This is a genomic window from Streptomyces sp. NPDC007971 (assembly GCF_042958635.1).
Lineage (GTDB): Bacteria > Actinomycetota > Actinomycetes > Streptomycetales > Streptomycetaceae > Streptomyces.
On the sequence record NZ_JBIBJK010000006.1, the window covers coordinates 303,680 to 329,024 of the forward strand.

22 protein-coding genes are annotated in these 25,345 nt (G+C 70.9%); 20 read left to right on the plus strand and 2 right to left on the minus strand.

The genetic code is table 11. From position 1 onward, the window contains the following. Positions 1 to 216: 216 nt before the first annotated feature. A complete protein-coding gene (gene rpsD / locus ACFZCP_RS15255) occupies positions 217 to 831 on the plus strand; it encodes a 30S ribosomal protein S4 (protein WP_108957064.1) in 615 nt (204 codons plus the stop codon). 21 nt (positions 832 to 852) lie between these two features. Here rpsD and ACFZCP_RS15260 read toward each other — a convergent pair whose 3' ends face one another. Further along, positions 853 to 3,045, minus strand: a complete 2,193-nt coding sequence (locus ACFZCP_RS15260; RefSeq protein WP_391427487.1) for an ATP-binding protein — start codon at positions 3,043 to 3,045, stop codon at positions 853 to 855. A 152-nt stretch (positions 3,046 to 3,197) separates the two neighbouring features. On the opposite strand from ACFZCP_RS15260, the gene ACFZCP_RS15265 reads away from it, so the two are divergent. From ACFZCP_RS15265 to nusB, 13 genes are all read left to right on the plus strand, one after another. Then, positions 3,198 to 3,647 (plus strand): DUF948 domain-containing protein, encoded by a 450-nt coding sequence (locus ACFZCP_RS15265; protein ID WP_362686803.1) that lies wholly within the window; start codon positions 3,198 to 3,200, stop codon positions 3,645 to 3,647. Positions 3,648 to 3,663: 16 nt separating this feature from the next. Next, positions 3,664 to 4,017 (plus strand): hypothetical protein, encoded by a 354-nt coding sequence (locus tag ACFZCP_RS15270; protein ID WP_391427490.1) that lies wholly within the window; start codon positions 3,664 to 3,666, stop codon positions 4,015 to 4,017. Beyond that, complete coding sequence (alaS, locus tag ACFZCP_RS15275) at positions 4,017 to 6,689, plus strand: alanine--tRNA ligase (RefSeq protein ID WP_391427492.1); 2,673 nt, start codon at positions 4,017 to 4,019, stop codon at positions 6,687 to 6,689. Before ACFZCP_RS15270 ends, alaS begins: the two co-directional genes overlap by 1 nt. Positions 6,690 to 6,714: 25 nt before the next feature. Continuing rightward, positions 6,715 to 7,179 carry a Holliday junction resolvase RuvX gene (ruvX, locus tag ACFZCP_RS15280; RefSeq protein ID WP_362686812.1) on the plus strand — a complete coding sequence of 155 codons (465 nt, stop codon included), beginning with the start codon at positions 6,715 to 6,717 and terminating at the stop codon, positions 7,177 to 7,179. A gap of 122 nt (positions 7,180 to 7,301) precedes the next feature. After that, complete coding sequence (gene mltG / locus ACFZCP_RS15285; protein ID WP_391427495.1) at positions 7,302 to 9,035, plus strand: endolytic transglycosylase MltG; 1,734 nt, start codon at positions 7,302 to 7,304, stop codon at positions 9,033 to 9,035. Beyond that, complete coding sequence (locus ACFZCP_RS15290; RefSeq protein WP_391427497.1) at positions 9,016 to 9,855, plus strand: shikimate dehydrogenase; 840 nt, start codon at positions 9,016 to 9,018, stop codon at positions 9,853 to 9,855. The genes mltG and ACFZCP_RS15290 overlap by 20 nt, the downstream gene beginning before the upstream one ends. A 177-nt stretch (positions 9,856 to 10,032) precedes the next feature. Continuing rightward, positions 10,033 to 11,217 carry a chorismate synthase gene (gene aroC / locus ACFZCP_RS15295; RefSeq protein ID WP_391427499.1) on the plus strand — a complete coding sequence of 395 codons (1,185 nt, stop codon included), beginning with the start codon at positions 10,033 to 10,035 and terminating at the stop codon, positions 11,215 to 11,217. A gap of 5 nt (positions 11,218 to 11,222) precedes the next feature. Beyond that, entirely contained in the window at positions 11,223 to 11,732 is a 510-nt protein-coding gene (locus ACFZCP_RS15300) for a shikimate kinase (protein ID WP_391427615.1), read from the plus strand. Then, positions 11,729 to 12,820: a 3-dehydroquinate synthase gene (gene aroB / locus ACFZCP_RS15305; RefSeq protein ID WP_391427501.1), complete on the plus strand. Its 1,092-nt coding sequence runs from the start codon at positions 11,729 to 11,731 to the stop codon at positions 12,818 to 12,820. Before ACFZCP_RS15300 ends, aroB begins: the two co-directional genes overlap by 4 nt. Positions 12,821 to 12,985: 165 nt before the next feature. Then, the gene (locus tag ACFZCP_RS15310) at positions 12,986 to 13,801 is read left to right on the plus strand and encodes a Pro-rich N-terminal domain-containing protein (protein ID WP_391427504.1); all 816 of its coding nucleotides are present in this window, start codon (positions 12,986 to 12,988) and stop codon (positions 13,799 to 13,801) included. A gap of 150 nt (positions 13,802 to 13,951) precedes the next feature. Continuing rightward, a complete protein-coding gene (locus tag ACFZCP_RS15315; RefSeq protein WP_391427506.1) occupies positions 13,952 to 15,058 on the plus strand; it encodes a M24 family metallopeptidase in 1,107 nt (368 codons plus the stop codon). A gap of 56 nt (positions 15,059 to 15,114) precedes the next feature. Beyond that, on the plus strand, positions 15,115 to 15,681 hold the full coding sequence (efp, locus tag ACFZCP_RS15320; protein ID WP_391427508.1) for an elongation factor P: 567 nt from the start codon (positions 15,115 to 15,117) through the stop codon (positions 15,679 to 15,681). Between the two features lie 2 nt (positions 15,682 to 15,683). Beyond that, the gene (gene nusB, locus ACFZCP_RS15325; RefSeq protein WP_362686837.1) at positions 15,684 to 16,115 is read left to right on the plus strand and encodes a transcription antitermination factor NusB; all 432 of its coding nucleotides are present in this window, start codon (positions 15,684 to 15,686) and stop codon (positions 16,113 to 16,115) included. A gap of 458 nt (positions 16,116 to 16,573) precedes the next feature. Here nusB and bldD read toward each other — a convergent pair whose 3' ends face one another. Then, positions 16,574 to 17,077 (minus strand): transcriptional regulator BldD, encoded by a 504-nt coding sequence (gene bldD / locus ACFZCP_RS15330; protein ID WP_014671524.1) that lies wholly within the window; start codon positions 17,075 to 17,077, stop codon positions 16,574 to 16,576. Between the two features lie 252 nt (positions 17,078 to 17,329). On the opposite strand from bldD, the gene pyrR reads away from it, so the two are divergent. The 6 genes from pyrR (at position 17,330) to carB (ending at position 25,343) form a co-directional block, all read left to right on the plus strand. After that, positions 17,330 to 17,902: a bifunctional pyr operon transcriptional regulator/uracil phosphoribosyltransferase PyrR gene (gene pyrR / locus ACFZCP_RS15335; RefSeq protein WP_391427511.1), complete on the plus strand. Its 573-nt coding sequence runs from the start codon at positions 17,330 to 17,332 to the stop codon at positions 17,900 to 17,902. 123 nt (positions 17,903 to 18,025) lie between these two features. Next, a complete protein-coding gene (locus ACFZCP_RS15340) occupies positions 18,026 to 19,054 on the plus strand; it encodes an aspartate carbamoyltransferase catalytic subunit (RefSeq protein WP_391427513.1) in 1,029 nt (342 codons plus the stop codon). 5 nt (positions 19,055 to 19,059) lie between these two features. After that, the gene (locus ACFZCP_RS15345; protein ID WP_391427515.1) at positions 19,060 to 20,346 is read left to right on the plus strand and encodes a dihydroorotase; all 1,287 of its coding nucleotides are present in this window, start codon (positions 19,060 to 19,062) and stop codon (positions 20,344 to 20,346) included. Continuing rightward, complete coding sequence (locus tag ACFZCP_RS15350; protein WP_391427517.1) at positions 20,343 to 20,903, plus strand: hypothetical protein; 561 nt, start codon at positions 20,343 to 20,345, stop codon at positions 20,901 to 20,903. The genes ACFZCP_RS15345 and ACFZCP_RS15350 overlap by 4 nt, the downstream gene beginning before the upstream one ends. Beyond that, the gene (gene carA, locus ACFZCP_RS15355) at positions 20,900 to 22,042 is read left to right on the plus strand and encodes a glutamine-hydrolyzing carbamoyl-phosphate synthase small subunit (protein ID WP_391427519.1); all 1,143 of its coding nucleotides are present in this window, start codon (positions 20,900 to 20,902) and stop codon (positions 22,040 to 22,042) included. Before ACFZCP_RS15350 ends, carA begins: the two co-directional genes overlap by 4 nt. Further along, positions 22,035 to 25,343, plus strand: a complete 3,309-nt coding sequence (gene carB, locus ACFZCP_RS15360) for a carbamoyl-phosphate synthase large subunit (RefSeq protein ID WP_391427521.1) — start codon at positions 22,035 to 22,037, stop codon at positions 25,341 to 25,343. The genes carA and carB overlap by 8 nt, the downstream gene beginning before the upstream one ends. Positions 25,344 to 25,345: the final 2 nt, after the last annotated feature.

Consider the following 25,345-nt stretch of genomic DNA (forward strand, 5'->3'; position numbering starts at 1 on the left):
CGCACCATCGCATGGTGTCGCGGGCAGCCCACCACCACCCGGAGCTCCGGGAGAGGTCGGTGGGCCACTCGCGTGCTGCACGTATGTGCCCAGACCAGGGGAGCGGCTGCCCACCCGGCCCGGCAACGGACCAGGCGGGTTTCCCCGGCTGCGGATGCGACCTCCCCTAACCCTGGTGAAGCCGTATTCGTATAAGAAACACGAGGTGTCGGTTCCATGGCGAACCAGTCCCGCCCCAAGGTCAAGAAGTCGCGTGCCCTCGGCATCGCGCTGACCCCGAAGGCCGTCAAGTACTTCGAGGCCCGCCCCTACCCGCCGGGTGAGCACGGCCGCGGCCGCAAGCAGAACTCGGACTACAAGGTCCGTCTGCTCGAGAAGCAGCGTCTGCGCGCGCAGTACGACGTGTCCGAGCGCCAGCTCGTCCGCGCCTACGAGCGTGCCTCCAAGGTCCAGGGCAAGACCGGTGAGGCCCTGATCATCGAGCTGGAGCGTCGTCTCGACGCGCTGGTCCTGCGTTCGGGCATCGCCCGCACGATCTACCAGGCCCGCCAGATGGTCGTCCACGGCCACATCCAGGTCAACGGTCAGAAGGTCGACAAGCCGTCCTTCCGCGTCCGCCCGGACGACGTCGTGCAGGTCCGCGACCGCTCCAAGGACAAGACGCTCTTCCAGGTCGCCCGTGAGGGTGGCTTCGCCCCCGACGGCGAGACCCCGCGCTACCTGCAGGTGAACCTCAAGGCCCTGGCGTTCCGCCTGGACCGCGAGCCGAACCGCAAGGAGATCCCGGTGATCTGCGACGAGCAGCTCGTCGTCGAGTACTACGCCCGCTGATCCCGGCCCCGGCGTAGCATCTCAGCCCGCCGTCTCCCCGCCCTTCCGGGTGGGCGAGGCGGCGGGTTCGCGTTTCCCGGAGCCGCCGGAGCCGCCGGAGCCGCCGGAGCCGCCGGAGTCCCGCGGCACAGGTCCGCGGGGCGCGGGCAGCCCCGGCAGCGGCTGCACACCGCCGCCCCCCAGCGCCCGGGCCACGGCCGTCTCCCGTTCGAGGCCCGCCCCCTCGCGCACCCGCTCCTCGTACCGCGCGTCGCCCAGGGCCTTCCGAGCCGTGGCCTCGCACAGCTCGTGCGGGGCGTTGTAGTGCGCCGAGCCGAACAACGGCAGCCCCACCGACGGCCACAGCCGCGCCGCGGCACCCTGCAGCACCGCCGCCTCGGCCGGGTCGCCCAGCGACGCCGTGACCAGGGCCAGCAGCTCGATGGCCAGCACCGAGCCGAGCAGGTCGTGGAAGGCGTGCGCATTCTCCAGACAGTCCGTGAGCAGGTCCCGCGCGACGGCCGGATCCCCGTCCCGCCAGGCCGCGTACGCCAGCACGTACAGCGCGTACGAGCGTGCCCACCGCTCCCCGTGGTCCTCGCACACCCGGCGCACGTCCTCGCACAGCCGCACCGCGTCCGCCAGGTCCCCCTGGAACGCCAGCGCCATCGCCAGCTCCACCTGGCCCATCAGGACGTTGCTGTTCAGCTCGCCGATCTCCCGGTAGCGCTCCAGCGCCGACCGCAGCAGCGTCTCTGCCCCTGCCATGTCGTCCGTGACCAGGGCCAGACAGCCGGTGCGGTGCTCCGCGTACGCCACCGCCGTCCCGTCCGCGGCCCGTTCCGCCTGCTCACGGCATTCCCGCAGCGCCGCCAGCGCCGGCACGGTGTCGCCCTGCAGGATCGCCACGTAACCGAGGACCCACAGCGCCTTCAGCCGGGACTGCTCGTACCCCGACTCCAGCCCCACACTGCGCTCCAGCCAGCGCCGCCCCTCCGACAGCCGCCCGCAGCCCGCCCAGCAGAACCACAGCGAGCCCGCCAGGTACTGCCCCAGATGCGCTTCCTCCGGCTCGGTCAGGCAGAACTCCAGGGCGGCCCGCAGGTTCGGCAGCTCGGCCTCCACGCGCGCGGCCACCTCGCGCTGCCGCGGCGAGAACCAGTCCAGCTCGCACCAGGTCGCCAGGCCCAGGTACCAGTCACGGTGCCGGCGCCGCAGCCGTGGCGCGTCCCCGGCCGCCTCCAGCCAGTCGGCGCCATAGGCCCGGACGGTGTCCAGCATCCGGTAGCGGGGGCCCGTCGGGGTCTCCTCGCGGGCCAGGACCGACTGGGCGAGCAGCTCGGCGAGCACGTCGAGGACGTCCTCGGCGGGCAGCCCGTCCCCGCTGCACACGTACTCGGCCGCCTCCAGGTCGAAGGTCTGCGCGAACACGGAGAGCCGCGCCCACAGCAGCCGTTCGGCCGGCGTGCACAGCTCATGGCTCCAGCCGATCGCCGTGCGCAGCGCCTGGTGGCGGGGTAACGCGTCCCGGCCGCCGCCGGTGAGCAGCCGGAACCTGTCGTCGAGGCGCTCCAGCAGCTGTGCCGGGGACAGGGCCCGCAGCCGCCCGGCGGCCAGCTCCAGAGCCAGCGGGATCCCCTCGAGCCGTGCACACAGCTCGCGCACGGCCGGCCCGTCGCCGACGTCCACCCCCTGCTGCCCGGCCCGGTCCGCGAACAGCTCCACCGCCTCGTCCGCACCGAGCGGGGCCAGCGGGAAGATCCGCTCGCACGCCAGCCCCAGCGGACGCCGTCCCGCCGCCAGCACCCGCAGCTCCGGCAGTTTGCGCAGCAGCTCGGCCACCAGCTCGGCACAGGCCTCCACCAGGTGCTCGAAGCCGTCCAGGACGAGCAGGACGGGCCGGCCGCCGAGCCGGTCGAGCAGGGTCTGACGGGGCAGCCGGGTGGTGTGGTCGGTCAGACCCAGCGCCTCCACGGCCGCGTACTCCACGAACTGCGGATCCCGCACCGACGCCAGCTCCACCCCCCACACCTCGTGCCGGTCCGCCGACCGTGACGCCGCCCGGACGGCCAGCCGGGACTTGCCCACTCCGCCGACCCCGGTCACGGTCACCAGCCGGGTGGTCTCCATCGTCTCGGCCAGCCCGGCGAGTTCGGCCGAGCGCCCGATGAACGCGGTGAGTTCCGGGGGCAGATTGCCGTCCGCCGGGGAGCCCGGGCGCTGAGGACCTCGCATGGGACACGGAGCGTACTGAAGTGTATTCATTCCGTACAATCGCTTCCCATAACTCCACCGTCGGCCGACGGTAATCCGGTACGGAGCCCCACGCCCGGCGCGATAGGCTCGGTCCACGACTTTTCGATGCTCAGGCACGTTTCAGGGAGCGGGTGCGCACAGTGTCCGGTGGTGAGGTGGCCGGGATCCTGGTGGCCGTCTTCTGGGCGATCCTGGTCTCCTTCCTCGCCGTCGCACTGGCGAGGCTGGCCCAGACGCTCAAGGCGACCACCAAGCTCGTCGCGGACGTGACCGAGCAGGCCGTCCCGCTGCTCGCCGACGCCTCCGCGACCGTGCGTTCCGCGCAGACCCAGATCGACCGGGTCGACGCGATCGCCTCCGACGTCCAGGAGGTCACGTCGAACGCCTCCGCGCTCTCGACCACCGTCGCCTCCACCTTCGGCGGCCCGCTGGTCAAGGTCGCGGCCTTCGGCTACGGGGTGCGCCGGGCCCTGGGCGGCCGCCAGGAGGACGTGCCCGCAAAAGCACCGAGGCGTACCGTGATCGTGGGCCGGACCGTGCCGGCTGCGCGGCGGCGCAAGCGAAACCTCCGCGGAGAGTAGGGACTGAGACCTAGCGATGTTCCGTCGTACGTTCTGGTTCACCACGGGTGTCGCCGCAGGTGTCTGGGCCACCACCAAGGTCAACCGCAAGCTGAGGCAGCTGACCCCCCAGAGCCTGGCAGCGACCGCGGCCAACAAGGCTCTGGAGACCGGCCAGCGTCTGAAGGACCGCGCGGTCGGCTTCGCGCTCGACGTCCGCGACAACATGGCGCAGCGGGAGGCAGAGCTGGGCCAGGCGCTGGGGATCGACGCGAACCCCGACCCCGAACTCCCCGCGCCCCGGCGGTACACCGCCATCGAGAACAACCGCAGCGACCCGAAGTACATCGAGAACACGACGTACTCGTACAACCGGAATGAGGACCACTGATGGAGTCGGCCGAGATTCGCCGCCGCTGGCTGAGCTTCTTCGAGGAGCGCGGGCACACCGTCGTCCCTTCGGCGTCGCTCATCGCGGACGACCCGACTCTGCTCCTCGTCCCGGCCGGCATGGTGCCCTTCAAGCCCTACTTCCTGGGTGAGGTCAAGCCGCCCTTCGCCCGCGCCACGAGCGTGCAGAAGTGCGTGCGCACGCCCGACATCGAAGAGGTCGGCAAGACCACCCGGCACGGCACCTTCTTCCAGATGTGCGGCAACTTCTCCTTCGGCGACTACTTCAAGGAAGGCGCCATCAAGTACGCCTGGGAGCTGCTCACCACGCCCCAGGACAAGGGCGGTTACGGCCTGGAGCCCGACCGTCTGTGGATCACCGTCTACAAGGACGACGACGAGGCCGAGCGCATCTGGCACGAGGTCGTCGGCGTGCCGAAGGAGCGCATCCAGCGCCTCGGCATGAAGGACAACTACTGGTCCATGGGCGTCCCCGGACCCTGTGGCCCCTGCTCCGAGATCAACTACGACCGCGGCCCCGAGTTCGGCGTCGAGGGCGGCCCCGCCGTCAACGACGAGCGGTACGTGGAGATCTGGAACCTCGTCTTCATGCAGTACGAGCGTGGCGAGGGCATCGGCAAGGACAACTTCGAGATCCTCGGGGACCTGCCGAGCAAGAACATCGACACGGGCCTCGGCATGGAGCGCCTCGCCATGATTCTGCAGGGCGTGCAGAACATGTACGAGATCGACACCTCCATGGCCGTCATCGACAAGGCCACCGAGCTGACCGGCGTCCGCTACGGCGACGCCCACACCTCGGACGTGTCCCTGCGCGTGGTCACCGACCACATGCGCACGGCCACCATGCTCATCGGCGACGGCGTCACCCCCGGCAACGAGGGCCGCGGCTACGTCCTGCGCCGCATCATGCGCCGCGCCATCCGCAACATGCGCCTGCTGGGCGCCACCGGCCCGGTCGTCCTCGACCTGATCGACACCGTGATCCGGATGATGGGCCAGCAGTACCCCGAGCTGGTCACCGACCGCGAGCGCATCGAGAAGGTCGCCGTCGCCGAGGAGAACGCCTTCCTCAAGACGCTGAAGGCCGGCACCAACATCCTCGACACCGCCGTCACCGAGACGAGGCAGGCCGGCAGCAAGGTCCTGCCCGGCGACAAGGCCTTCCTGCTCCACGACACGTGGGGATTCCCGATCGACCTCACCCTGGAGATGGCCGCCGAGCAGGGCCTGACCGTGGACGAGGAGGGCTTCCGCCGCCTGATGAAGGAGCAGCGGGAGCGCGCCAAGGCCGACGCCCAGGCCAAGAAGACCGGGCACGCCGGCGCCGGGGCCTACCGCGAGATCGCCGACAAGACCGGCGAGACCGACTTCATCGGCTACTCCGACACCGAGGGCGAGACCACGATCGTCGGCATCCTGGTCGACGGCGTCTCCTCCCCGGCCGCCGCCGAGGGCGACGAGGTCGAGATCGTCCTGGACCGCACCCCGTTCTACGCCGAGGGCGGCGGCCAGATCGGCGACACCGGCCGCATCAAGGTCGACTCCGGTGCCGTGATCGAGGTCCGCGACTGCCAGAAGCCCGTTCCGGGCGTGTACGTCCACAAGGGCGTCGTCCAGGTCGGCGAGGTGACCGTCGGCGCCAAGGCCCACGCCTCGATCGACTCCCGTCGCCGCACGGCCATCGCCCGCGCCCACTCGGCCACGCACCTCACCCACCAGGCCCTGCGCGACGCCCTCGGCCCGACGGCCGCCCAGGCCGGTTCCGAGAACCAGCCCGGTCGCTTCCGTTTCGACTTCGGCTCCCCCTCCGCCGTCCCGACGGCCGTGATGACCGACGTCGAGCAGAAGATCAACGAGGTGCTCGCCCGCGACCTCGACGTGCACGCCGAGGTCATGGGCATCGACGAGGCCAAGAAGCAGGGTGCCATCGCCGAGTTCGGCGAGAAGTACGGCGAGCGGGTCCGCGTGGTGACCATCGGCGACTTCTCCAAGGAGCTGTGCGGCGGCACGCATGTGCACAACACCTCCCAGCTGGGCCTGGTGAAGCTGCTCGGAGAGTCGTCCATCGGCTCGGGCGTCCGCCGTATCGAGGCTCTCGTCGGTGTGGACGCGTACAACTTCCTCGCCCGTGAGCACACGGTCGTCGCCCAGCTCCAGGAGCTGATCAAGGGCCGTCCGGAGGAGCTTCCGGAGAAGGTCTCCGCCATGCTCGGCAAGCTGAAGGACGCCGAGAAGGAGATCGAGAAGTTCCGCGCCGAGAAGGTGCTGCAGGCCGCCGCCGGTCTCGCCGAGTCCGCCAAGGACGTCAGGGGCATCGCTCTGGTCACCGGCCAGGTCCCGGACGGCACCACCCCGGACGACCTGCGCAAGCTGGTCCTCGACGTGCGCGGCCGCATCCAGGGCGGCCGGGCCGCCGTGGTCGCCCTGTTCACGGTCAACAACGGCAAGCCGCTGACGGTCATCGCCACCAACGAGGCCGCCCGTGAGCGTGGTCTCAAGGCCGGCGAGCTGGTCCGCACCGCCGCCAAGACGCTCGGCGGCGGCGGTGGCGGCAAGCCGGACGTCGCCCAGGGCGGCGGCCAGAACCCGGCCGCCGTCGGCGAGGCCGTCGAGGCCGTCGAGCGTCTCGTCGCCGAGACCGCCAAGTGACAGCCAAGTAAGGAAACGGTCGGAAATGCGCAGAGGACGTCGGCTCTCGATCGACGTCGGGGATGCCCGGATCGGGGTCGCGTCGTGCGACCCCGATGGGATTCTCGCCACACCGGTGGAGACCGTCCCCGGCCGGGACATCCCCGCCGCCCACCGCCGGTTGCGTCAGCTGGTGGAGGAGTACGAACCCATCGAGGTCGTCGTCGGACTCCCTCGTTCCCTCAAGGGGGGCGAGGGCCCGGCCGCGGTCAAGGTCCGCGCCTTCGCCCAGGACCTGGCCAAAGGCATCCAGCCCGTACCGGTGCGCCTGGTGGACGAGCGGATGACGACCGTGACGGCCAGTCAGGGACTACGTGCCTCGGGCGTGAAATCCAAAAAGGGCCGGGCCGTCATCGACCAGGCCGCGGCCGTCATCATTCTCCAGCAGGCCCTCGAATCCGAACGGGTGTCAGGTAAAGCACCCGGCGAGGGCGTCGAAGTGGTCATCTGATCGCGATACGGTAACGTTCCGCGCGATGCGGCGGTGTTCGAACAGCCACCGCACAGCAAGAGGCGGAACGGAAGCCGGTCCACGGGTCGCGCGACCGTCGGCCTCGCGGCTCTAGGGGATCGATGACTGAGTATGGCCGGGGCGCAGGCTCCGAACCGTGGCATCCGGAGGACCCGTTGTACGGGGACGGCGGATGGGGAGGGCAGCAGACCCACGCGGGTCAGCAGCCCCCCTACGGCGGCCAGCCACAGCAGCAGTACCCGCAGCCGCAGTACGGCGACTGGACCCAGGAGCAGCAGCCCGGGTACGGCCAGCAGCAGCACCAGTACTACGACGAACAGGGCCGATCGCACTACGGCCAGCAGTACGCCGGACAGGAGCAGCAGTACGCGGCGCAGGCCCAGCAGCAGTACCCCCAGGGTGGCTGGGATGCGACCGGCACCCATGGCCATGTCCCGTACGCCGCCGACCCGGGCGACCCCTACGGCCAGCAGGCCGCGGCCTACGGTGCACAGCAGCCCGACTTCTACGGCACCGAGGACGCCTACCCGCCGCCCCAGCCGCCCGGCCGCAGGCGCCCCGAGCCGGAACCGGAGCCGGAGCCGGGCCCGCGGACGGGTCCGGGCCCCGACCCGGAGACCGGCTGGGACCCGGGCGAGGACCAGGGCGAGCACGCCTTCTTCGCGGGCGGCGGCGATGACGAGGATGACGACGACGAGGCGGAGAGCCGGTCCGGCCGTGGTGACCGCCGTGGCCGAAAACCGGTCAAGAGCAAGAAACGCCGCACCGGCTGCGCCTGCATGGTGGTGGTGCTCGTCTTCGGCGGAGGCCTCGGCACCGTCGGATATTTCGGCTACAAGTTCTACCAAAATCGTTTCGGCGCGGCCCCGGACTATGCGGGCAGCGGCACCAGCGCGAAGGTGACCGTCGAGATCCCCAAGGGCGCGGGAGGCTGGGAGATCGGCCGCCGTCTGCAGGAGGCCGGGGTCGTCAAGAGCGCCGATGCGTTCGTGCACGCACAGAAGGAGATCCCCAAAGGGGGAACCATTCAGGCCGGCGCCTATCTCATGAAGAAGGAGATGTCCGCCGCGAGTGCCGTGCAGCTGATGCTCGATCCGAGCAGTCAGAGCAATGTGCTCGTCAAGCCGGGCGAGCGCAATTCCGAGGTATACCAGGCCATCGACAAACAGCTCGACGTTTCCGCGGGTTCGACACAGAAGTTCGTCAAGACGTCCTACAAGACGCTCGGCCTGCCGAGCTGGGTACAGGCCGGCAGCGGTGTCAGGGACCCGCTGGAGGGCTTCCTCTACCCGGGTACCTATCCGGCCGCCAAGGGCATGAAGCCCGACGCCGTCCTGAAACAGATGATCACCCAGGCCAAGTCCAGGTACGCCGCCTACGACCTGCCGGGCAAGGCGAAGGCGCTCGGCCTGCAGAACGCATTCCAGCTCGTCACGGTCGCGAGCCTGGTCCAGGCGGAGGGCAAGACCCACGACGACTTCCGCAAGATGGCGGAAGTGGTCTACAACCGCCTCAAGCCCACCAACACCGAGACGAACCAGCTGCTGCAGTTCGACTCGACGTACAACTACCTCAAGGGCACGAGCAATATCCGTATCTCCGAGAAGGAGATCCACGGCAACCTGAACCCGTACAACACCTACACCCACAAGGGCCTTCCGCCCGGTCCGATCGGCAACCCCGGTGAGGACGCGATGAGGGCGGCGCTGAATCCGACGCACGACGGCTGGATCTATTTCGTGGCGACCGACGGCGTGAGCAACACCGAATTCGCCAAGACGTTGGCAGAATTCAACAAGCTCAAGGACAAGTTCAATGAAAGCTCGGGCAACTGACGCCCGCCGGGCCGCCGTGCTCGGTTCGCCCATCGCCCACTCCCTCTCGCCGGTGCTGCACCGGGCGGCCTACGACGCGCTCGGGCTCACCGACTGGTCGTACGACCGCTTCGAGGTCGACGAGGCCGCCCTGCCCGGCTTCCTCGAAAAGCTCGGTCCGCAGTGGGCGGGGCTGTCGCTGACCATGCCGCTCAAGCGGGCGGTCATCCCGCTGGTGGACGAGGTCAGCGAGACCGCCGCCTCGGTCGACGCCGTCAACACGGTGGTCTTCACCGAGGACGGACGCCGCCTCGGGGACAACACCGACATCCCAGGCATAGTTGCCGCCCTGCGTGAGCACGGCATCGAACAGGTCGACTCCGCCGCGATCCTCGGCGCCGGTGCCACCGCCTCCTCGGCGCTGGCCGCGCTCGCCCGGATCTGCACCGGCGAGGTCGTCGCCTATGTCCGCAGCGAGGCCCGCGCCGCCGAGATGCGCCGGTGGGGCGAACGGCTCGACGTCGACATCCGCACGGCGGACTGGGCGGACGCGGAGCAGGCCCTGAGCGCCCCCCTGGTGATCGCCACCACCCCCGCCGGCACCACCGACGCCCTCGCCGCCGCCGTACCCGAGCGTCCCGCCACCCTCTTCGACGTGCTCTACGACCCCTGGCCCACCGAGCTGGCCGCCCGCTGGTCCATGTTCGGTGGCGCCGTCGTCAGCGGCCTCGATCTGCTGGTCCACCAGGCCGTCCTCCAGGTCGAGCAGATGACCGGCCGCTCCCCGGCCCCCCTGGAGGCCATGCGGCACGCCGGTGAGAAGGCACTCGCGGCCCGCTGAACCCGCCTGCGCGTGCCGTCCGCGCGTCCCGCCTGCTGGACCACCGGCCGGACACCCGCCCCGGACGTGGGAGGATCGGAGGTGGCGGACCGGGGTCGCGCACCCGGTAGCGCCGTCGCCGTGCGCGAGGACGTGCGTACGCAGGGCAGTACCGGGCGCGAACACTGAGGAGCACCGTTGAGCAGGCTGCGTTGGCTGACCGCGGGGGAGTCCCACGGTCCCGCACTTGTCGCGACGCTGGAGGGGCTTCCCGCCGGCGTGCCGATCACCACGGAGATGGTGGTCGACCACCTGGCGCGGCGGCGGCTCGGCTATGGCCGCGGTGCACGGATGAAGTTCGAGCGCGACGAGGTCACGTTCCTGGGCGGCGTCCGGCACGGCCTCACTCTCGGCTCCCCGGTCGCGATCATGGTGGGGAACACCGAGTGGCCCAAGTGGGAGCAGGTCATGGCGGCCGACCCGGTCGACCCGGAGATCCTCGCCGGCCTCGCCCGCAACGCGCCGCTGACCCGGCCCAGGCCCGGCCACGCCGACCTCGCCGGCATGCAGAAGTACGGCTTCGACGAGGCCCGGCCGATCCTGGAGCGTGCCTCGGCCCGCGAGACCGCCGCCCGCGTCGCGCTCGGCGCCGTCGCCCGCTCCTACCTGAAGGAGACGGCCGGCATCGAGATCGTCTCCCACGTCGTCGAGCTGGCCGCCGCGAAGGCCCCCTACGGCGTCTACCCGACCCCGGCCGATGTCGAGAAGCTGGACGCCGACCCGGTGCGCTGCCTGGACGCCGACGCGTCGAAGGCGATGGTCGCGGAGATCGACCAGGCCCACAAGGACGGCGACACCCTCGGCGGTGTGGTCGAGGTGCTGGCCTACGGCGTCCCGGTCGGCCTCGGCTCGCACGTGCACTGGGACCGCCGGCTGGACGCCCGCCTGGCCGCCGCCCTCATGGGCATCCAGGCGATCAAGGGCGTCGAGGTCGGCGACGGCTTCGAGCTGGCCCGGGTGCCCGGCTCCAAGGCCCACGACGAGATCGTCACCACCCCCGAGGGCATCAAGCGGGCCACGGGGCGCTCCGGCGGCACCGAGGGCGGCCTGACCACCGGCGAGCTGCTGCGGGTGCGTGCCGCGATGAAGCCGATCGCCACCGTGCCGCGGGCCCTGCAGACCATCGACGTGTCCACCGGTGAGGCCGCGCAGGCCCACCACCAGCGCTCCGACGTGTGCGCCGTCCCGGCCGCCGGCATCGTCGCCGAGGCCATGGTGGCGCTCGTCCTCGCGGACGCGGTCGCGGAGAAGTTCGGCGGCGACTCCGTCCCCGAGACCCACCGGAACGTGCAGTCCTACCTCGACAGCCTCCGGATCCGGTGACCGCGATGCCTGCGGTCGTACTGGTCGGCCCGATGGGTGTGGGCAAGTCCACCGTCGGGCGGCTGCTGGCCGAGCGGCTCGGCACCGGCTTCCGGGACACCGACGACGACATCGTCGCGGCCGAGGGCCGCACCATCGCCGAGATCTTCCTGGACGACGGCGAGGACGCCTTCCGCGCGATCGAGAAGCGGGCGGTGCACGCCGCGCTCGGCGGGCACGAGGGCGTCCTCGCGCTCGGCGGCGGGGCGGTCCTCGACGCGGACACCCGCGCGCTGCTCGCAGGGCACCGGGTGGTGTACCTCTCGATGGACGTCGAGGAGGCCGTCAGGCGGACCGGTCTCAACGTGGCCCGCCCCTTGCTGGCGGTCAACCCGCGCAAGCAGTGGCGCGAGCTGATGGAGGCCCGTCGCCATCTGTACGAGGAGGTCGCCACCGCCGTCGTGCCGACCGATGGCCGTACCCCCGAAGAGGTCACCCGAGCAGCGTTGGACGCACTGGAGTTGAAGGAAGCATGAGCGAGGCAGTCACCCGGATCCAGGTCGCCGGCACCGCGGGCACCGACCCCTACGAGGTGCTGGTCGGCCGGCAACTCCTGGGCGAACTGGGCGGGTTGATCGGCCCGAGGTCCAAGCGGGTCGCGGTGATCCACCCGGAGGCGCTCGCGGAGACCGGCGACGCCCTGCGCGCCGACCTGGCCGAGCAGGGGTACGAGGCCGTCGCCATCCAGGTGCCCAACGCCGAGGAGGCCAAGACCGCCGAGGTCGCCGCCTACTGCTGGAAGGCGCTCGGCCAGTCCGGCTTCACCCGCACCGACGTCATCGTCGGCGTCGGCGGCGGCGCGACCACGGACCTGGCCGGCTTCGTGGCGGCGACCTGGCTGCGCGGGGTGCGCTGGATCGCCGTCCCCACCACCGTGCTCGCCATGGTGGACGCGGCCGTCGGCGGCAAGACCGGGATCAACACCGCCGAGGGCAAGAACCTGGTGGGTGCCTTCCACCCGCCGGCCGGAGTCCTGTGCGACCTGGCCGCGCTGGACTCGCTGCCGGTCAACGACTACGTCTCCGGTCTCGCCGAGGTCATCAAGGCCGGCTTCATCTCCGACCCCGTGATCCTCGACCTGATCGAGTCGGACCCCGAGGCCGCCCGGACCCCGGCGGGCCCGCACACGGCCGAACTGATCGAGCGCTCGATCCGGGTGAAGGCCGACGTCGTCTCCTCGGACCTGAAGGAATCCGGTCTGCGCGAGATCCTCAACTACGGCCACACCCTCGGCCACGCCATCGAGAAGAACGAGCGCTACAAGTGGCGCCACGGCGCGGCCGTCGCGGTCGGCATGCACTTCGCCGCCGAACTCGGCCGTCTCGCGGGCCGTCTGGACGACGCCACGGCGGATCGCCACCGCACGGTCCTGGAGTCGGTCGGCCTGCCCCTGCACTACCGCTACGACCAGTGGCCCAAGCTGCTGGAGGCGATGAGGGTCGACAAGAAGTCCCGGGGCGACCTGCTGCGCTTCATCGTCCTCGACGGCCTGGCCAAGCCCACCGTCCTGGAGGGCCCGGACCCCGCGGTCCTGCTCGCCGCCTACGGAGAAGTGGGCCAGTAGGTACCCCGCTGTTCCTTCCGTCCGATTCCCCTCACGGACCGGGCACTTCGGACCGCCCCCGGTCGTTTCACCAAACGACGGCCGGGGGCGGTACCGTTCGGTAGGGAGCGGGCCTCGTACCCGCCTCCCAGCACCAAATGTGTGTACGAGATGGAGTGGCAACGGATGCAGCACGCAGTGGGGCCTCCGCTGCCGCCGCCCCACCAGCCGGGGCAGGGACCGCAGGCCGGCTGGGCGCCGGCCGCACACCACCCGGGCCCGCACCCGGGAGCCCCCCAGGGTCCCGCACCCCTGCCACCGACGCCACCCGCGCCGGGCTTCCCGCCCACGCCCGACACCACCGGTCATGTACCGCTGCCGCCCGGCGGCCCGGTCGGCGTGCCCACCGCACCCCCGGCCGCCGTCCCGGTCCCGGACCCGACGACCACCACCCTGGCCGTGCTGCTGATCGGCCCGGCGGGCGCGGGCAAGACCAGCGTCGCCAAGTACTGGGCCACCCGGCGCCGGGTGCCGACCGCCCACATCAGCCTGGACGACGTACGCGAGTGGGTCCGCTCGGGCTACGCGAACCCGCAGTCGGGGTGGAACGACAATTCCGAGGCCCAGTACCGTCTCGCCCGTCGCACCTGCGGTTTCGCCGCGCGGAACTTCCTGGCCAACGGCATCTCCTGCATCCTGGACGACGCCGTCTTCCCGGACCGCCCCGTGGTCGGCCTCGGTGGCTGGAAGCGTCATGTCGGCCCCGGCCTGCTCCCGGTCGTCCTCCTCCCGGGCCTCGACATCGTCCTGGAGCGCAATGCGGAACGCAGCGGAAACCGCCGCCTCACGGACGAGGAGGTGGCCCGCATCCACGGCCGCATGGCCGGCTGGTACGGCTCGGGCCTGCCGATCATCGACAACTCCCAGCTGGACGTCCCCGGCACGGCCCAGGTCCTGGACGACGTCCTGGCGAGAGCGATAGCCAGCCCGCCGAGCTGGTGAACAGGGGCAACCGGTCCTGCACAGGCGCGCGGGGGAACGGCACGCCAAGCCCCCCGCCGGCCCGCACCCGGCGTACAACTGCACCGCCCTCCGACCCCACTCGGCCCTCACCAATACGCACAAGCCGGACAAAACTCCTACGCTCGTCTCATGTCAGAGGTGTACGCGACCCGCCGGGCCCGGCTCAGGGAGCGCTGCAACGCGGCCGGCGCCGCGGCTGCGCTCATCTCCCTCCCCGCCAATGTGCGCTATCTCGCCGGCGCGGCCCCACACAACGCCGTCCTCCTGCTGGGGCGGCGCCAGGATCTGCTGGTCTGCGCCGGCCCGCCGGAGGACCGGCCGACGGAGGGCCGTCCCGACGAGGCCCTGGCGCTGCACGTCCTGCCCTCGCCCGGCGGCGACACCGCGGTCGCGGCGGCGGGCCTCGCCGCAGGTCAGGGCGCTGAGTCCCTCGCCGTGGAGGAACATCACCTCACCGTCGCCCGGCACCGGGCCCTGTGCTCCGTCGCCCCGAGGCTGCGCCTCGCCGACCTCGGCGCGGCCGTCGAGCAGCTCAGGGTGGTCAAGGACGAGGAGGAGATCTCCTGCCTGCGGATCGGCGCCGAGATCGCCGACCAGGCGCTCGGCGAGCTGCTGGAGTCGATCCTGGTCGGCCGCACCGAGCGACACCTGGCGCTGGAGCTGGAGCGGCGCCTGGTCGACCACGGCGCCGACGGGCCGGCCTTCCCGACCTCCGTGGCCACCGGTCCGCACTCCGGCCGCCGCGGCCACCGCCCCACCGACCGCCGTGTGGAGGAGGGCGACTTCCTCTCCGTCTGCCTGGGCGCCACCTATCGCGGCTACCGCTGCGAGATCGGCCGCACCTTCGTCATCGGCACCTCGCCCGCCGACTGGCAGATCGAGCTGTACGACCTGGTCTTCGCAGCCCAGCGCGCCGGGCGCGAGTCCCTGGCGCCCGGCGCCGCCTACCGTGACGTCGACCGTGCTGCGCGCCAGGTGCTGGACTCCGCGGGCTATGCGGAAGCCCTTCCTCCGCTGACCGGACACGGCGTCGGCCTCGAAATCGACGAGGACCCGCAGCTGGCCCCCGCGGCCATGGGTAAACTGGACGCCTGCGTGCCGGTCACCGTCGAACCCGGGGTTCACCTCCCGGGCCGGGGCGGCGTCCGGATCGATGACACGCTCGTCGTGCGCCCTGAGGCGGACGGCGGACCCGAGCTACTCACCATCACGACCAAGGAGCTGCTCGCGCTCTAGCCTCGCGCTGTGCGCATGCCCCGGGGTCGTACGTCAGTCCAGGAGATTCCGCAACCGTGGCTTCCACGAACGACCTCAAGAACGGCATGGTGCTCAAGCTCGAAGGCGGCCAGCTCTGGTCCGTCGTCGAGTTCCAGCACGTCAAGCCCGGCAAGGGCCCGGCCTTCGTGCGCACCAAGCTGAAGAACGTGCTCTCCGGCAAGGTGGTCGACAAGACCTTCAACGCCGGTGTCAAGGTCGAGACCGCCACTGTCGACAAGCGCGACATGCAGTTCTCGTACATGGACGGCGAGTACTTCGTCTTCATGGACATGGAGACCTACGACCAGCTGCACATCGACAAGAAGGCTGTCGGCGACGCCGCCAACTTCCTGATCGAGGGCTTCACCGCCACCGTCGCGCAGCACGAGGGCGAGGTCCTCTTCGTCGAGCTGCCCGCCGCCGTCGAGCTGGTCATCGCCGAGACCGAGCCGGGCGTCCAGGGTGACCGCTCCACCGGCGGCACCAAGCCCGCCACGCTGGAGACCGGCCACCAGATCCAGGTGCCGCTCTTCATCACCACCGGCGAGAAGATCAAGGTCGACACCCGCACCAGCGACTACCTCGGCCGGGTGAACAGCTAACCGTGGCTGCTCGCAACACGGCCCGCAAGCGCGCCTTCCAGATCCTCTTCGAGGGCGACCAGCGCGGCGCCGACGTCCTGACGGTCCTGGCGGACTGGATCCGGCTCTCCCGGAGCGACACCCGGCAGCCGCCGGTGAGCGAGTACACGATGCAGCTGGTCGAGGGCTACGCGGAACACGTGCAGCGCATCGACGAGCTGATCGCCCAGTACGCGGTCGACTGGACGCTCGACCGGATGCCGGTCGTCGACCGGAACATCCTGCGTCTGGGCGCGTACGAGCTGATCTGGGTGGACGAGACTCCGGACGCCGTCGTCCTGGACGAGATGGTGCAGCTGGCGAAGGAGTTCTCCACGGACGACTCGCCCTCGTTCGTGAACGGCCTGCTGGGCCGTCTGAAGGAGCTGAAGCCGACGCTGCGCCGCGAGGCGTGAGCCGCGGTACGACAAACGCCGGAGGGCCTGCAGCGTGCGCTTGCTGCAGGCCCTCCGGCGTTGGTGTGCCCTGACGCCGTCCGAGTGCGGCAGAGGGGCCGCTGCGGGCCGTGCGGGGCCGTTCGCGCAGTTCCCGCGCCCCTGGAGGGTGCTCCTTCGCCACGCCGCACCGGCGAACGGCATGTGTATGCGCCGCACGGTGCACCGGCGGCCGCCGGCGTACGCGTGGGCTGCGCGGCGGCACCGGCGGTCGGTGTGCACCTGTGCCGGACGGGCGGCTCGCCTGCGCTGCGCCGCACGGCGCCCGGGCGGTCGGTGTGCACCTGTGCCGCACGGGCGGTCGGTCTGCGCAGGCGCCGCGCGGGTGCACGGCAGGCGCAAAAACGCCGCCGGGGCGCCCGGACCCCTATGGTTCCGGCCACCCCGGCGGCACGTTTCTGCTGTGGTGCTGAGCGGGCTCAGGCCTCTTCGTGCGTGGCCACGGCGCGGCGCGCGTCCGCGTCGAGAACACCCCAGCTGATCAGCTGCTCGGTGAGCACCGAGGGGGACTGGTCGTAGATGACGGCGAGTGTGCGCAGGTCGTCCTGGCGGATCGACAGTACCTTGCCGTTGTAGTCGCCGCGCTGCGACTGGATGGTCGCCGCGTACCGCTGCAGGGGACCCGCCTTCTCGGCGGGCACGGTGGCCAGCCGCTCCAGGTCGAGGACCAGCTTCGGCGGCGGCTCGGCGGCGCCGCCCGGCGTGGTGCCCGGAAGCAGCTCCTGCACCGGGACACCATAGAAATCGGCCAGTTCGGCCAGGCGCTGCACGGTCACGGCGCGGTCACCGCGCTCGTACGAACCGACCACCACGGCCTTCCAGCGACCCTGTGACTTCTCCTCGACACCGTGGAGGGAAAGGCCCTGCTGGGTGCGGATGGCCCGGAGCTTGGCCCCGAGCTGTTTGGCGTATTCGCTGGACATATAGCTCCCCGGACACTGTGTCGACGCGGTCGGCTGGGATTCCCGCCGCGCGGCTGGTAACTCACTGTGAGGTTACGCAGCGTGACTCTCCTGCGTCAAGCCGAATGGTCCACCCCGACTCTTCCGTGGTAGTGGCTGCCGATTGCGCCAAGTGGGTGATCGGGGTGCGCCGGGGACCTGCTACGGTGGATGGCGCAAATCCGACGTCCTTTAAGGTCCGTCCCGTGAGGCGGAGAAGGAGGTCCGTTTCATATGGACACGCATGCACAACAGCCCGCGTCCGATGCACGGCCCGTTCTGGAAGGCCCTGACATCGCACGGGTGCTGACCCGTATCGCCCACGAGATCGTCGAGCGCGCCAAGGGCGCCGACGACGTGGTGCTCCTCGGCATTCCGACCCGCGGCGTCTTCCTCGCCCAGCGGCTCGCCGCGAAGCTGGAGCAGATCACCGACCGCAAGGTCCCCGTCGGCTCGCTCGACATCACCATGTACCGCGACGACCTGCGCATGCACCCGCCGCGTGCGCTGGCCCGCACCGAGATCCCCGGTGACGGCATCGACGGCCGTCTGGTCGTCCTCGTCGACGACGTGCTCTTCTCGGGCCGCACCATCCGCGCCGCCCTCGACGCACTGAACGACATCGGGCGCCCGCGCGCGGTCCAGCTCGCGGTCCTGGTCGACCGCGGCCACCGCGAACTGCCCATCCGCGCCGACTACGTCGGCAAGAACCTCCCCACGTCGCTGCGGGAGACGGTCAAGGTCCAGCTCGCCGAGGAGGACGGTCGCGACACCGTGCTGCTCGGTGTGAAGCCGACCGGCCAGTAGCAAGTCGGGCGCGCACGGCCGCTTCGGCGTGCCGACACGTGTACCGGTTTGCCCCACTGTGCCCGCTGGGGACATCCCCCGGACCCCCGGATCCCGAATGAACTGCCTTACGGAGCCTGACAGATGCAGCGTCATCTCATCTCGGCCGCCGACCTCACCCGCGACGACGCCGTCCTGATCCTCGACACCGCCGAGGAGATGGCCCGGGTCGCCGACCGGCCGATCAAGAAGCTGCCGACCCTGCGCGGCCGCACGATCGTCAACCTCTTCTTCGAGGACTCCACCCGCACGCGGATCTCCTTCGAGGCCGCCGAGAAGCGGCTGTCCGCGGACGTCATCAACTTCACCGCCAAGGGCTCCAGCGTCTCCAAGGGCGAGTCCCTGAAGGACACCGCCCAGACCCTGGAGGCCATGGGCGTCGACGCCGTCGTCATCCGGCACGGCGCCTCCGGGGCCCCCTACCGCCTCGCCAACTCCGGCTGGATCGACGCCGCCGTCATCAACGCCGGCGACGGCACCCACCAGCACCCCACCCAGGCCCTCCTCGACGCCTTCACCATGCGCCGCCGGCTCGTCGGCAGGGACGCCGGCCTCGGCAAGGACCTGTCCGGCAAGCGGATCACCCTCGTCGGCGACGTCCTGCACAGCCGCGTCGCCCGCTCCAACGTGGACCTGCTGCACACCCTCGGCGCCGAGGTCACCCTGGTCGCCCCGCCCACCCTGGTGCCGGTCGGCGTCGGGACCTGGCCGTGCGAGGTGTCGTACGACCTCGACAGCACGCTGCCCAAGTCCGACGCGGTGATGATGCTCCGCGTCCAGCGTGAGCGCATGAACGCCGCCTTCTTCCCGACCGAGCGCGAGTACTCGCGGCGCTACGGCCTCGACGGCGACCGCATGGCGAGGATGCCCGAGCACGCCATCGTGATGCACCCCGGGCCGATGGTCCGCGGCATGGAGATCACCGCCGAGGTCGCCGACTCCGAGCGCTGCACCGTCGTCGAGCAGGTCGCCAACGGCGTCTCCATCCGGATGGCCGTCCTGTACCTGCTGCTCGGTGGCAACGAGCCCGCCGTCGCCCACCCGTCGCCCGCCACCGCCCCCGAATCGAGGGGCCCCGCGCCCGCCTCCGAATCCCGTACCGAGGAGAAGTAAGACCCATGAGCAAGATCCTGATCCGTGGTGCGAAGGTGCTCGGCGGCGAACCGCAGGACGTACTGATCGACGGCGAGACCATCGCCGAGGTGGGCACCGGGCTGTCCGCCGAGGGCGCCGAGGTGGTCGAGGCCGCCGGCAAGGTGCTGCTGCCGGGCCTGGTCGACCTGCACACCCACCTGCGCGAGCCGGGCCGCGAGGACTCCGAGACCGTGCTCACCGGCACCCGGGCGGCCGCGAGCGGCGGCTACACGTCGGTCTTCGCCATGGCCAACACCTTCCCGGTCGCCGACACCGCCGGTGTGGTCGAGCAGGTCTGGCGGCTCGGCCAGGAGCACGGCTACTGCGACGTGCAGCCCATCGGTGCCGTCACCGTCGGCCTGGAGGGCAGGAAGCTCGCCGAGCTGGGCGCCATGCACGAGTCCGCCGCCGGCGTCACCGTCTTCTCCGACGACGGCAAGTGCGTGGACGACGCCGTGATCATGCGGCGGGCGCTGGAGTACGTGAAGGCCTTCGGCGGTGTCGTCGCCCAGCACGCGCAGGAGCCCCGGCTGACCGAGGGCGCCCAGATGAACGAGGGCGTCGTCTCCGCCGAGCTGGGCCTGGGCGGCTGGCCGTCCGTCGCCGAGGAGTCGATCATCGCCCGGGACGTCCTGCTCGCCGAGCACGTCGGCTCCCGCGTCCACATCTGCCACCTGTCGACCGCCGGCTCGGTGGAGATCGTCCGCTGGGCCAAGTCCCGCGGCATCGACGTCACCGCCGAGGTCACCCCGCACCACCTGCTCCTGACGGACGAGATGGTGCGCACGTACAACCCGGTCTACAAGGTCAACCCGCCGCTGCGCACCGAGCGCGACGTGCACGCCCTGCGCGAGGCGCTCGCCGACGGCACGATCGACATCGTCGCCACCGACCACGCCCCGCACCCGCACGAGGACAAGGACTGCGAGTGGGCCGCGGCCGCCATGGGCATGGTGGGCCTGGAGACCGCGCTGTCGGTGGTCCAGGAGACCATGGTCGACACGGGCCTGCTGGACTGGGCCGGCGTCGCCGACCGTATGTCCGTCAAGCCCGCGCAGATCGGACGGGCCACCGGGCACGGCCGTCCCGTCTCGGCCGGTGAGCCCGCCAACCTCACCCTCGTCGACACGGCATACCGTGGCCAGGTGGACCCCGCGGGCTTCGCCTCGCGCAGCCGCAACACCCCGTACGAGGGACGCGCGCTGCCGGGCCGTGTCACCCACACGTGGCTGCGGGGCAAGGCGACGCTCGTCGACGGGAAGCTCACGTGACACCTGTAATCCTGCTGGCCGAGGCCGAGAAGTCGGCCGAGGTCACCCACTGGGGAGCCCGCATCGGCTGGCTCGTCGGCCTCGCGCTCTTCGTCGCGCTCATCTACTGGCTGATGCGCGAGGGCTGGACCTGGCGCGGCACGCTCCAGAGCGACCTTCCCGAGCTGCCCAGCGCGCCGGACGAGCCCGGTGCGGCCAGACTGACGATGAGCGGCCGCTACCACGGCTCGACCACGGCCGGGCAGTGGCTGGACCGCATCGTGGCCCATGGCCTCGGCACCCGCAGCCGCGCCGAGCTGACCCTCACGGACGCGGGCCTGGAGGTCGTACGCCCCGGGGCGAGGGACTTCTTCGTCCCCGTCGGCGCGCTGCGCGAGGCCCGGCTGGACAAGGGCATCGCCGGCAAGGTCCTCACCGAGGGCGGACTGCTGGTGGTGACCTGGGAGCACGGCGACAAGCTGATCGACTCCGGCTTCCGCTCCGACCACGCGGCCGAGCACACCGAATGGGTCGACACCCTGAACCACATGATCAACGACACGGAAGGCGCACGATGACGACCTCCACCAGGGGAGCCGCCAAGGTTCCCGCCGTACTCGTCCTGGAGGACGGCCGCACCTTCCGCGGCCGCGCCTACGGGGCCGTGGGGGAGACCTTCGGCGAGGCCGTGTTCTCCACCGGCATGACCGGCTACCAGGAGACCCTGACCGACCCGTCGTACGACCGCCAGATCGTCGTCGCGACCGCCCCGCAGATCGGCAACACCGGCTGGAACGACGAGGACGACGAGTCCCGCCGCATCTGGGTCTCCGGCTACGTCGTCCGCGACCCCGCGCGCGTGCCCTCCAACTGGCGCGCCAAGCGCTCCCTGGACGACGAGCTGGTCGCCCAGGGCGTGGTCGGCATCTCCGGGATCGACACCCGCGCCCTCACCCGCCACCTGCGCGAGCGCGGCTCCATGCGCGCCGGCATCTTCTCCGGCGAGGCGATCGCCGACACGGGCGAGCTGGTCGAGCGCGTGCAGGCCCAGCCGCACATGAAGGGCGCGAGCCTCTACGAGGAGGTCGCGACCAAGGAGGCGTACGTCGTCCCCGCGATCGGCGAGAAGAAGTTCACCGTCGCCGCCGTCGACCTCGGCATCAAGGGCATGACCCCGCACCGGATGGCCGAGCGCGGCATCGAGGTGCACGTGCTCCCCGCGACGGCCACGCCGGACGACATCTACGCCGTCGCCCCGGACGGCGTCTTCTTCTCCAACGGTCCCGGCGACCCGGCCACGGCCGACGGCCCGGTGGCCCTGATGACCGCCGTCCTGGAGCGCAGGACCCCGCTGTTCGGCATCTGCTTCGGCAACCAGATCCTCGGCCGCGCCCTCGGCTTCGGCACCTACAAGCTGAAGTACGGCCACCGGGGCATCAACCAGCCGGTGCAGGACCGTACGACCGGCAAGGTGGAGGTCACCGCGCACAACCACGGCTTCGCCGTGGACGCGCCGCTCGACAAGGTCAGCGAGACGAGGTTCGGGCGTGCCGAGGTCTCCCACGTCTGCCTCAACGACGACGTCGTGGAGGGGCTGCACCTGCTCGACCAGCCGGCCTTCTCCGTCCAGTACCACCCCGAAGCGGCAGCGGGCCCGCACGACGCCGCCTACCTCTTCGACCGTTTCGTATCCCTGATGGAGGGCCAGCGTGCCTAAGCGCACCGATATCCAGTCCGTCCTGGTCATCGGCTCCGGCCCGATCGTCATCGGCCAGGCCGCCGAGTTCGACTACTCCGGCACCCAGGCGTGCCGCATCCTGCGCGCCGAGGGCCTCAGGGTCGTCCTGGTCAACTCCAACCCGGCGACGATCATGACCGACCCGGAGATCGCCGACGCCACCTACGTGGAGCCGATCACCCCCGAGTTCGTCGAGAAGATCATCGCCAAGGAGCGCCCCGACGCCCTGCTGCCCACCCTGGGCGGCCAGACGGCCCTGAACACCGCCATCTCGCTGCACGAGAACGGTGTCCTGGAGAAGTACGGCGTCGAGTTGATCGGCGCCAAGCCCGAGGCGATCCACAAGGGCGAGGACCGCGAACTCTTCAAGGGCGTCGTCGAGGCCGTCAACGCCAAGATCGGCCACGGTGAGTCCGCCCGCTCGGTCATCTGCCACAGCATGGACGACGTGCTCGCGGGCGTCGACACGCTCGGCGGCTACCCCGTCGTCGTCCGCCCGTCCTTCACCATGGGCGGCGCCGGCTCCGGCTTCGCGCACGACGAGGAGGAGCTGCGCCGCATCGCGGGCCAGGGCCTCACCCTCTCGCCGACCACCGAGGTGCTCCTGGAGGAGTCCATCCTCGGCTGGAAGGAGTACGAGCTGGAGCTGATGCGCGACAAGCACGACAACGTTGTGGTCGTCTGCTCCATCGAGAACTTCGACCCCATGGGCGTGCACACCGGCGACTCGATCACCGTCGCGCCCGCGATGACGCTCACCGACCGCGAGTACCAGGTGCTGCGCGACGTCGGCATCGCGATCATCCGCGAGGTCGGTGTCGACACCGGCGGCTGCAACATCCAGTTCGCGGTGAACCCCGAGGACGGTCGCGTGATCGTCATCGAGATGAACCCGCGCGTCTCGCGCTCCTCGGCGCTCGCCTCCAAGGCGACCGGCTTCCCGATCGCCAAGATCGCCGCCAAGCTGGCCGTCGGCTACACCCTGGACGAGATCCCGAACGACATCACCAAGGAGACCCCGGCCTCCTTCGAGCCCACGCTCGACTACGTGGTCGTCAAGGCCCCGCGCTTCGCCTTCGAGAAGTTCCCGCAGGCCGACTCCACGCTGACCACCACCATGAAGTCGGTCGGCGAGGCCATGGCCATCGGCCGCAACTTCACCGAGGCCTTCCAGAAGGCGCTGCGCTCGCTGGAGAAGAAGGGCAGCCAGTTCACCTTCGTCGGCGAGACGGGTGACAAGGACGCCCTGCTGCGCGAGGCCGTGCGTCCCACCGACGGCCGGATCAACACGGTCATGCAGGCCATCCGCGCCGGTGCCACGCCGAAGGAGGTCTTCGAGCACACGAAGATCGACCCGTGGTTCGTGGACCAGCTCTTCCTGATCAAGGAGATCGCGGACGAGCTGGCCGAGGCGCCCGAGCTGACCGCCGGCCTGCTCGCCGAGGCCAAGCGGCACGGCTTCTCCGACCAGCAGGTCGGCGAGATCCGCGGGCTGCCCGAGGACGTCGTCCGCGAGGTCCGGCACGCCCTCGGCATCCGCCCGGTCTACAAGACGGTCGACACCTGCGCCGCCGAGTTCGCCGCGAGGACGCCGTACTTCTACTCCTCCTACGACGAGGAGAGCGAGGTCGCGCCCCGCGAGAAGCCCGCGGTGATCATCCTGGGCTCCGGCCCGAACCGCATCGGCCAGGGCATCGAGTTCGACTACTCGTGCGTCCACGCCTCCTTCGCGCTGTCCGACGCCGGGTACGAGACCGTGATGGTCAACTGCAACCCGGAGACCGTCTCCACCGACTACGACACCTCCGACCGGCTGTACTTCGAGCCGCTGACGCTGGAGGACGTGCTGGAGATCGTCCACGCGGAGTCCCTCGCGGGCCCGATCGCGGGCGTGGTCGTGCAGCTGGGCGGCCAGACCCCGCTGGGCCTCGCACAGGCCCTGAAGGACAACGGCGTGCCGATCGTGGGCACCTCGCCCGAGGCGATCCACGCCGCCGAGGACCGCGGCGCCTTCGGCCGCGTCCTCGCCGAGGCCGGCCTGCCGGCGCCCAAGCACGGCACGGCGACCACCTTCGCCGAGGCCAAGGCCATCGCCGACGAGATCGGCTACCCGGTCCTGGTCCGCCCGTCCTACGTCCTGGGCGGGCGCGGCATGGAGATCGTCTACGACGAGACCCGCCTCGCCTCCTACATCGCCGAGTCGACCGAGATCAGCCCCTCCCGGCCGGTCCTCGTCGACCGCTTCCTGGACGACGCCATCGAGATCGACGTCGACGCCCTGTACGACGGTGAGGAGCTGTACCTCGGCGGCGTCATGGAGCACATCGAGGAGGCCGGCATCCACTCCGGCGACTCGGCGTGCGCCCTGCCCCCGATCACGCTGGGCGGCTTCGACATCAAGCGCCTGCGCGCCTCCACCGAGGCCATCGCCAAGGGCGTCGGCGTGCGCGGCCTGATCAACATCCAGTTCGCGATGGCGGGCGACATCCTCTACGTCCTGGAGGCCAACCCGCGCGCCTCCCGGACCGTCCCCTTCACCTCGAAGGCGACCGCGGTGCCGCTCGCCAAGGCCGCCGCCCGCATCTCGCTGGGCGCGACCATCGCCGAGCTGCGCGCCGAGGGCCTGCTGCCGCGGACCGGCGACGGCGGCGAGCTGCCGCTGGACGCGCCGATCTCCGTCAAGGAGGCCGTCATGCCGTGGTCGCGCTTCCGCGACATCCACGGCCGCGGCGTCGACACCGTCCTGGGCCCGGAGATGCGCTCCACCGGCGAGGTCATGGGCATCGACTCCGTCTTCGGCACGGCCTACGCCAAGTCGCAGGCGGGCGCCTACGGCCCGCTGCCCACCAAGGGCCGCGCCTTCATCTCCGTCGCCAACCGCGACAAGCGCTCGATGATCTTCCCGGCCCGCGAGCTGGTCGCGCACGGCTTCGAGCTGCTCGCCACCTCCGGCACGGCCGAGGTCCTCAAGCGCAACGGCATCAACGCCACCGTCGTGCGCAAGCAGTCCGAGGGCACGGGCCCGAACGGCGAGCGGACCATCGTCCAGCTCATCCACGACGGCGAGGTCGACCTCATCGTCAACACCCCGTACGGCACCGGCGGCCGTCTCGACGGCTACGACATCCGTACGGCGGCCGTGGCGCGCTCCGTGCCCTGCCTCACGACCGTCCAGGCGCTCGCGGCGGCGGTCCAGGGCATCGACGCCCTCAACCACGGCGACGTGGGCGTCCGCTCGCTGCAGGAACACGCGGAACTCCTGACCGCGGCCCGCGACTAACG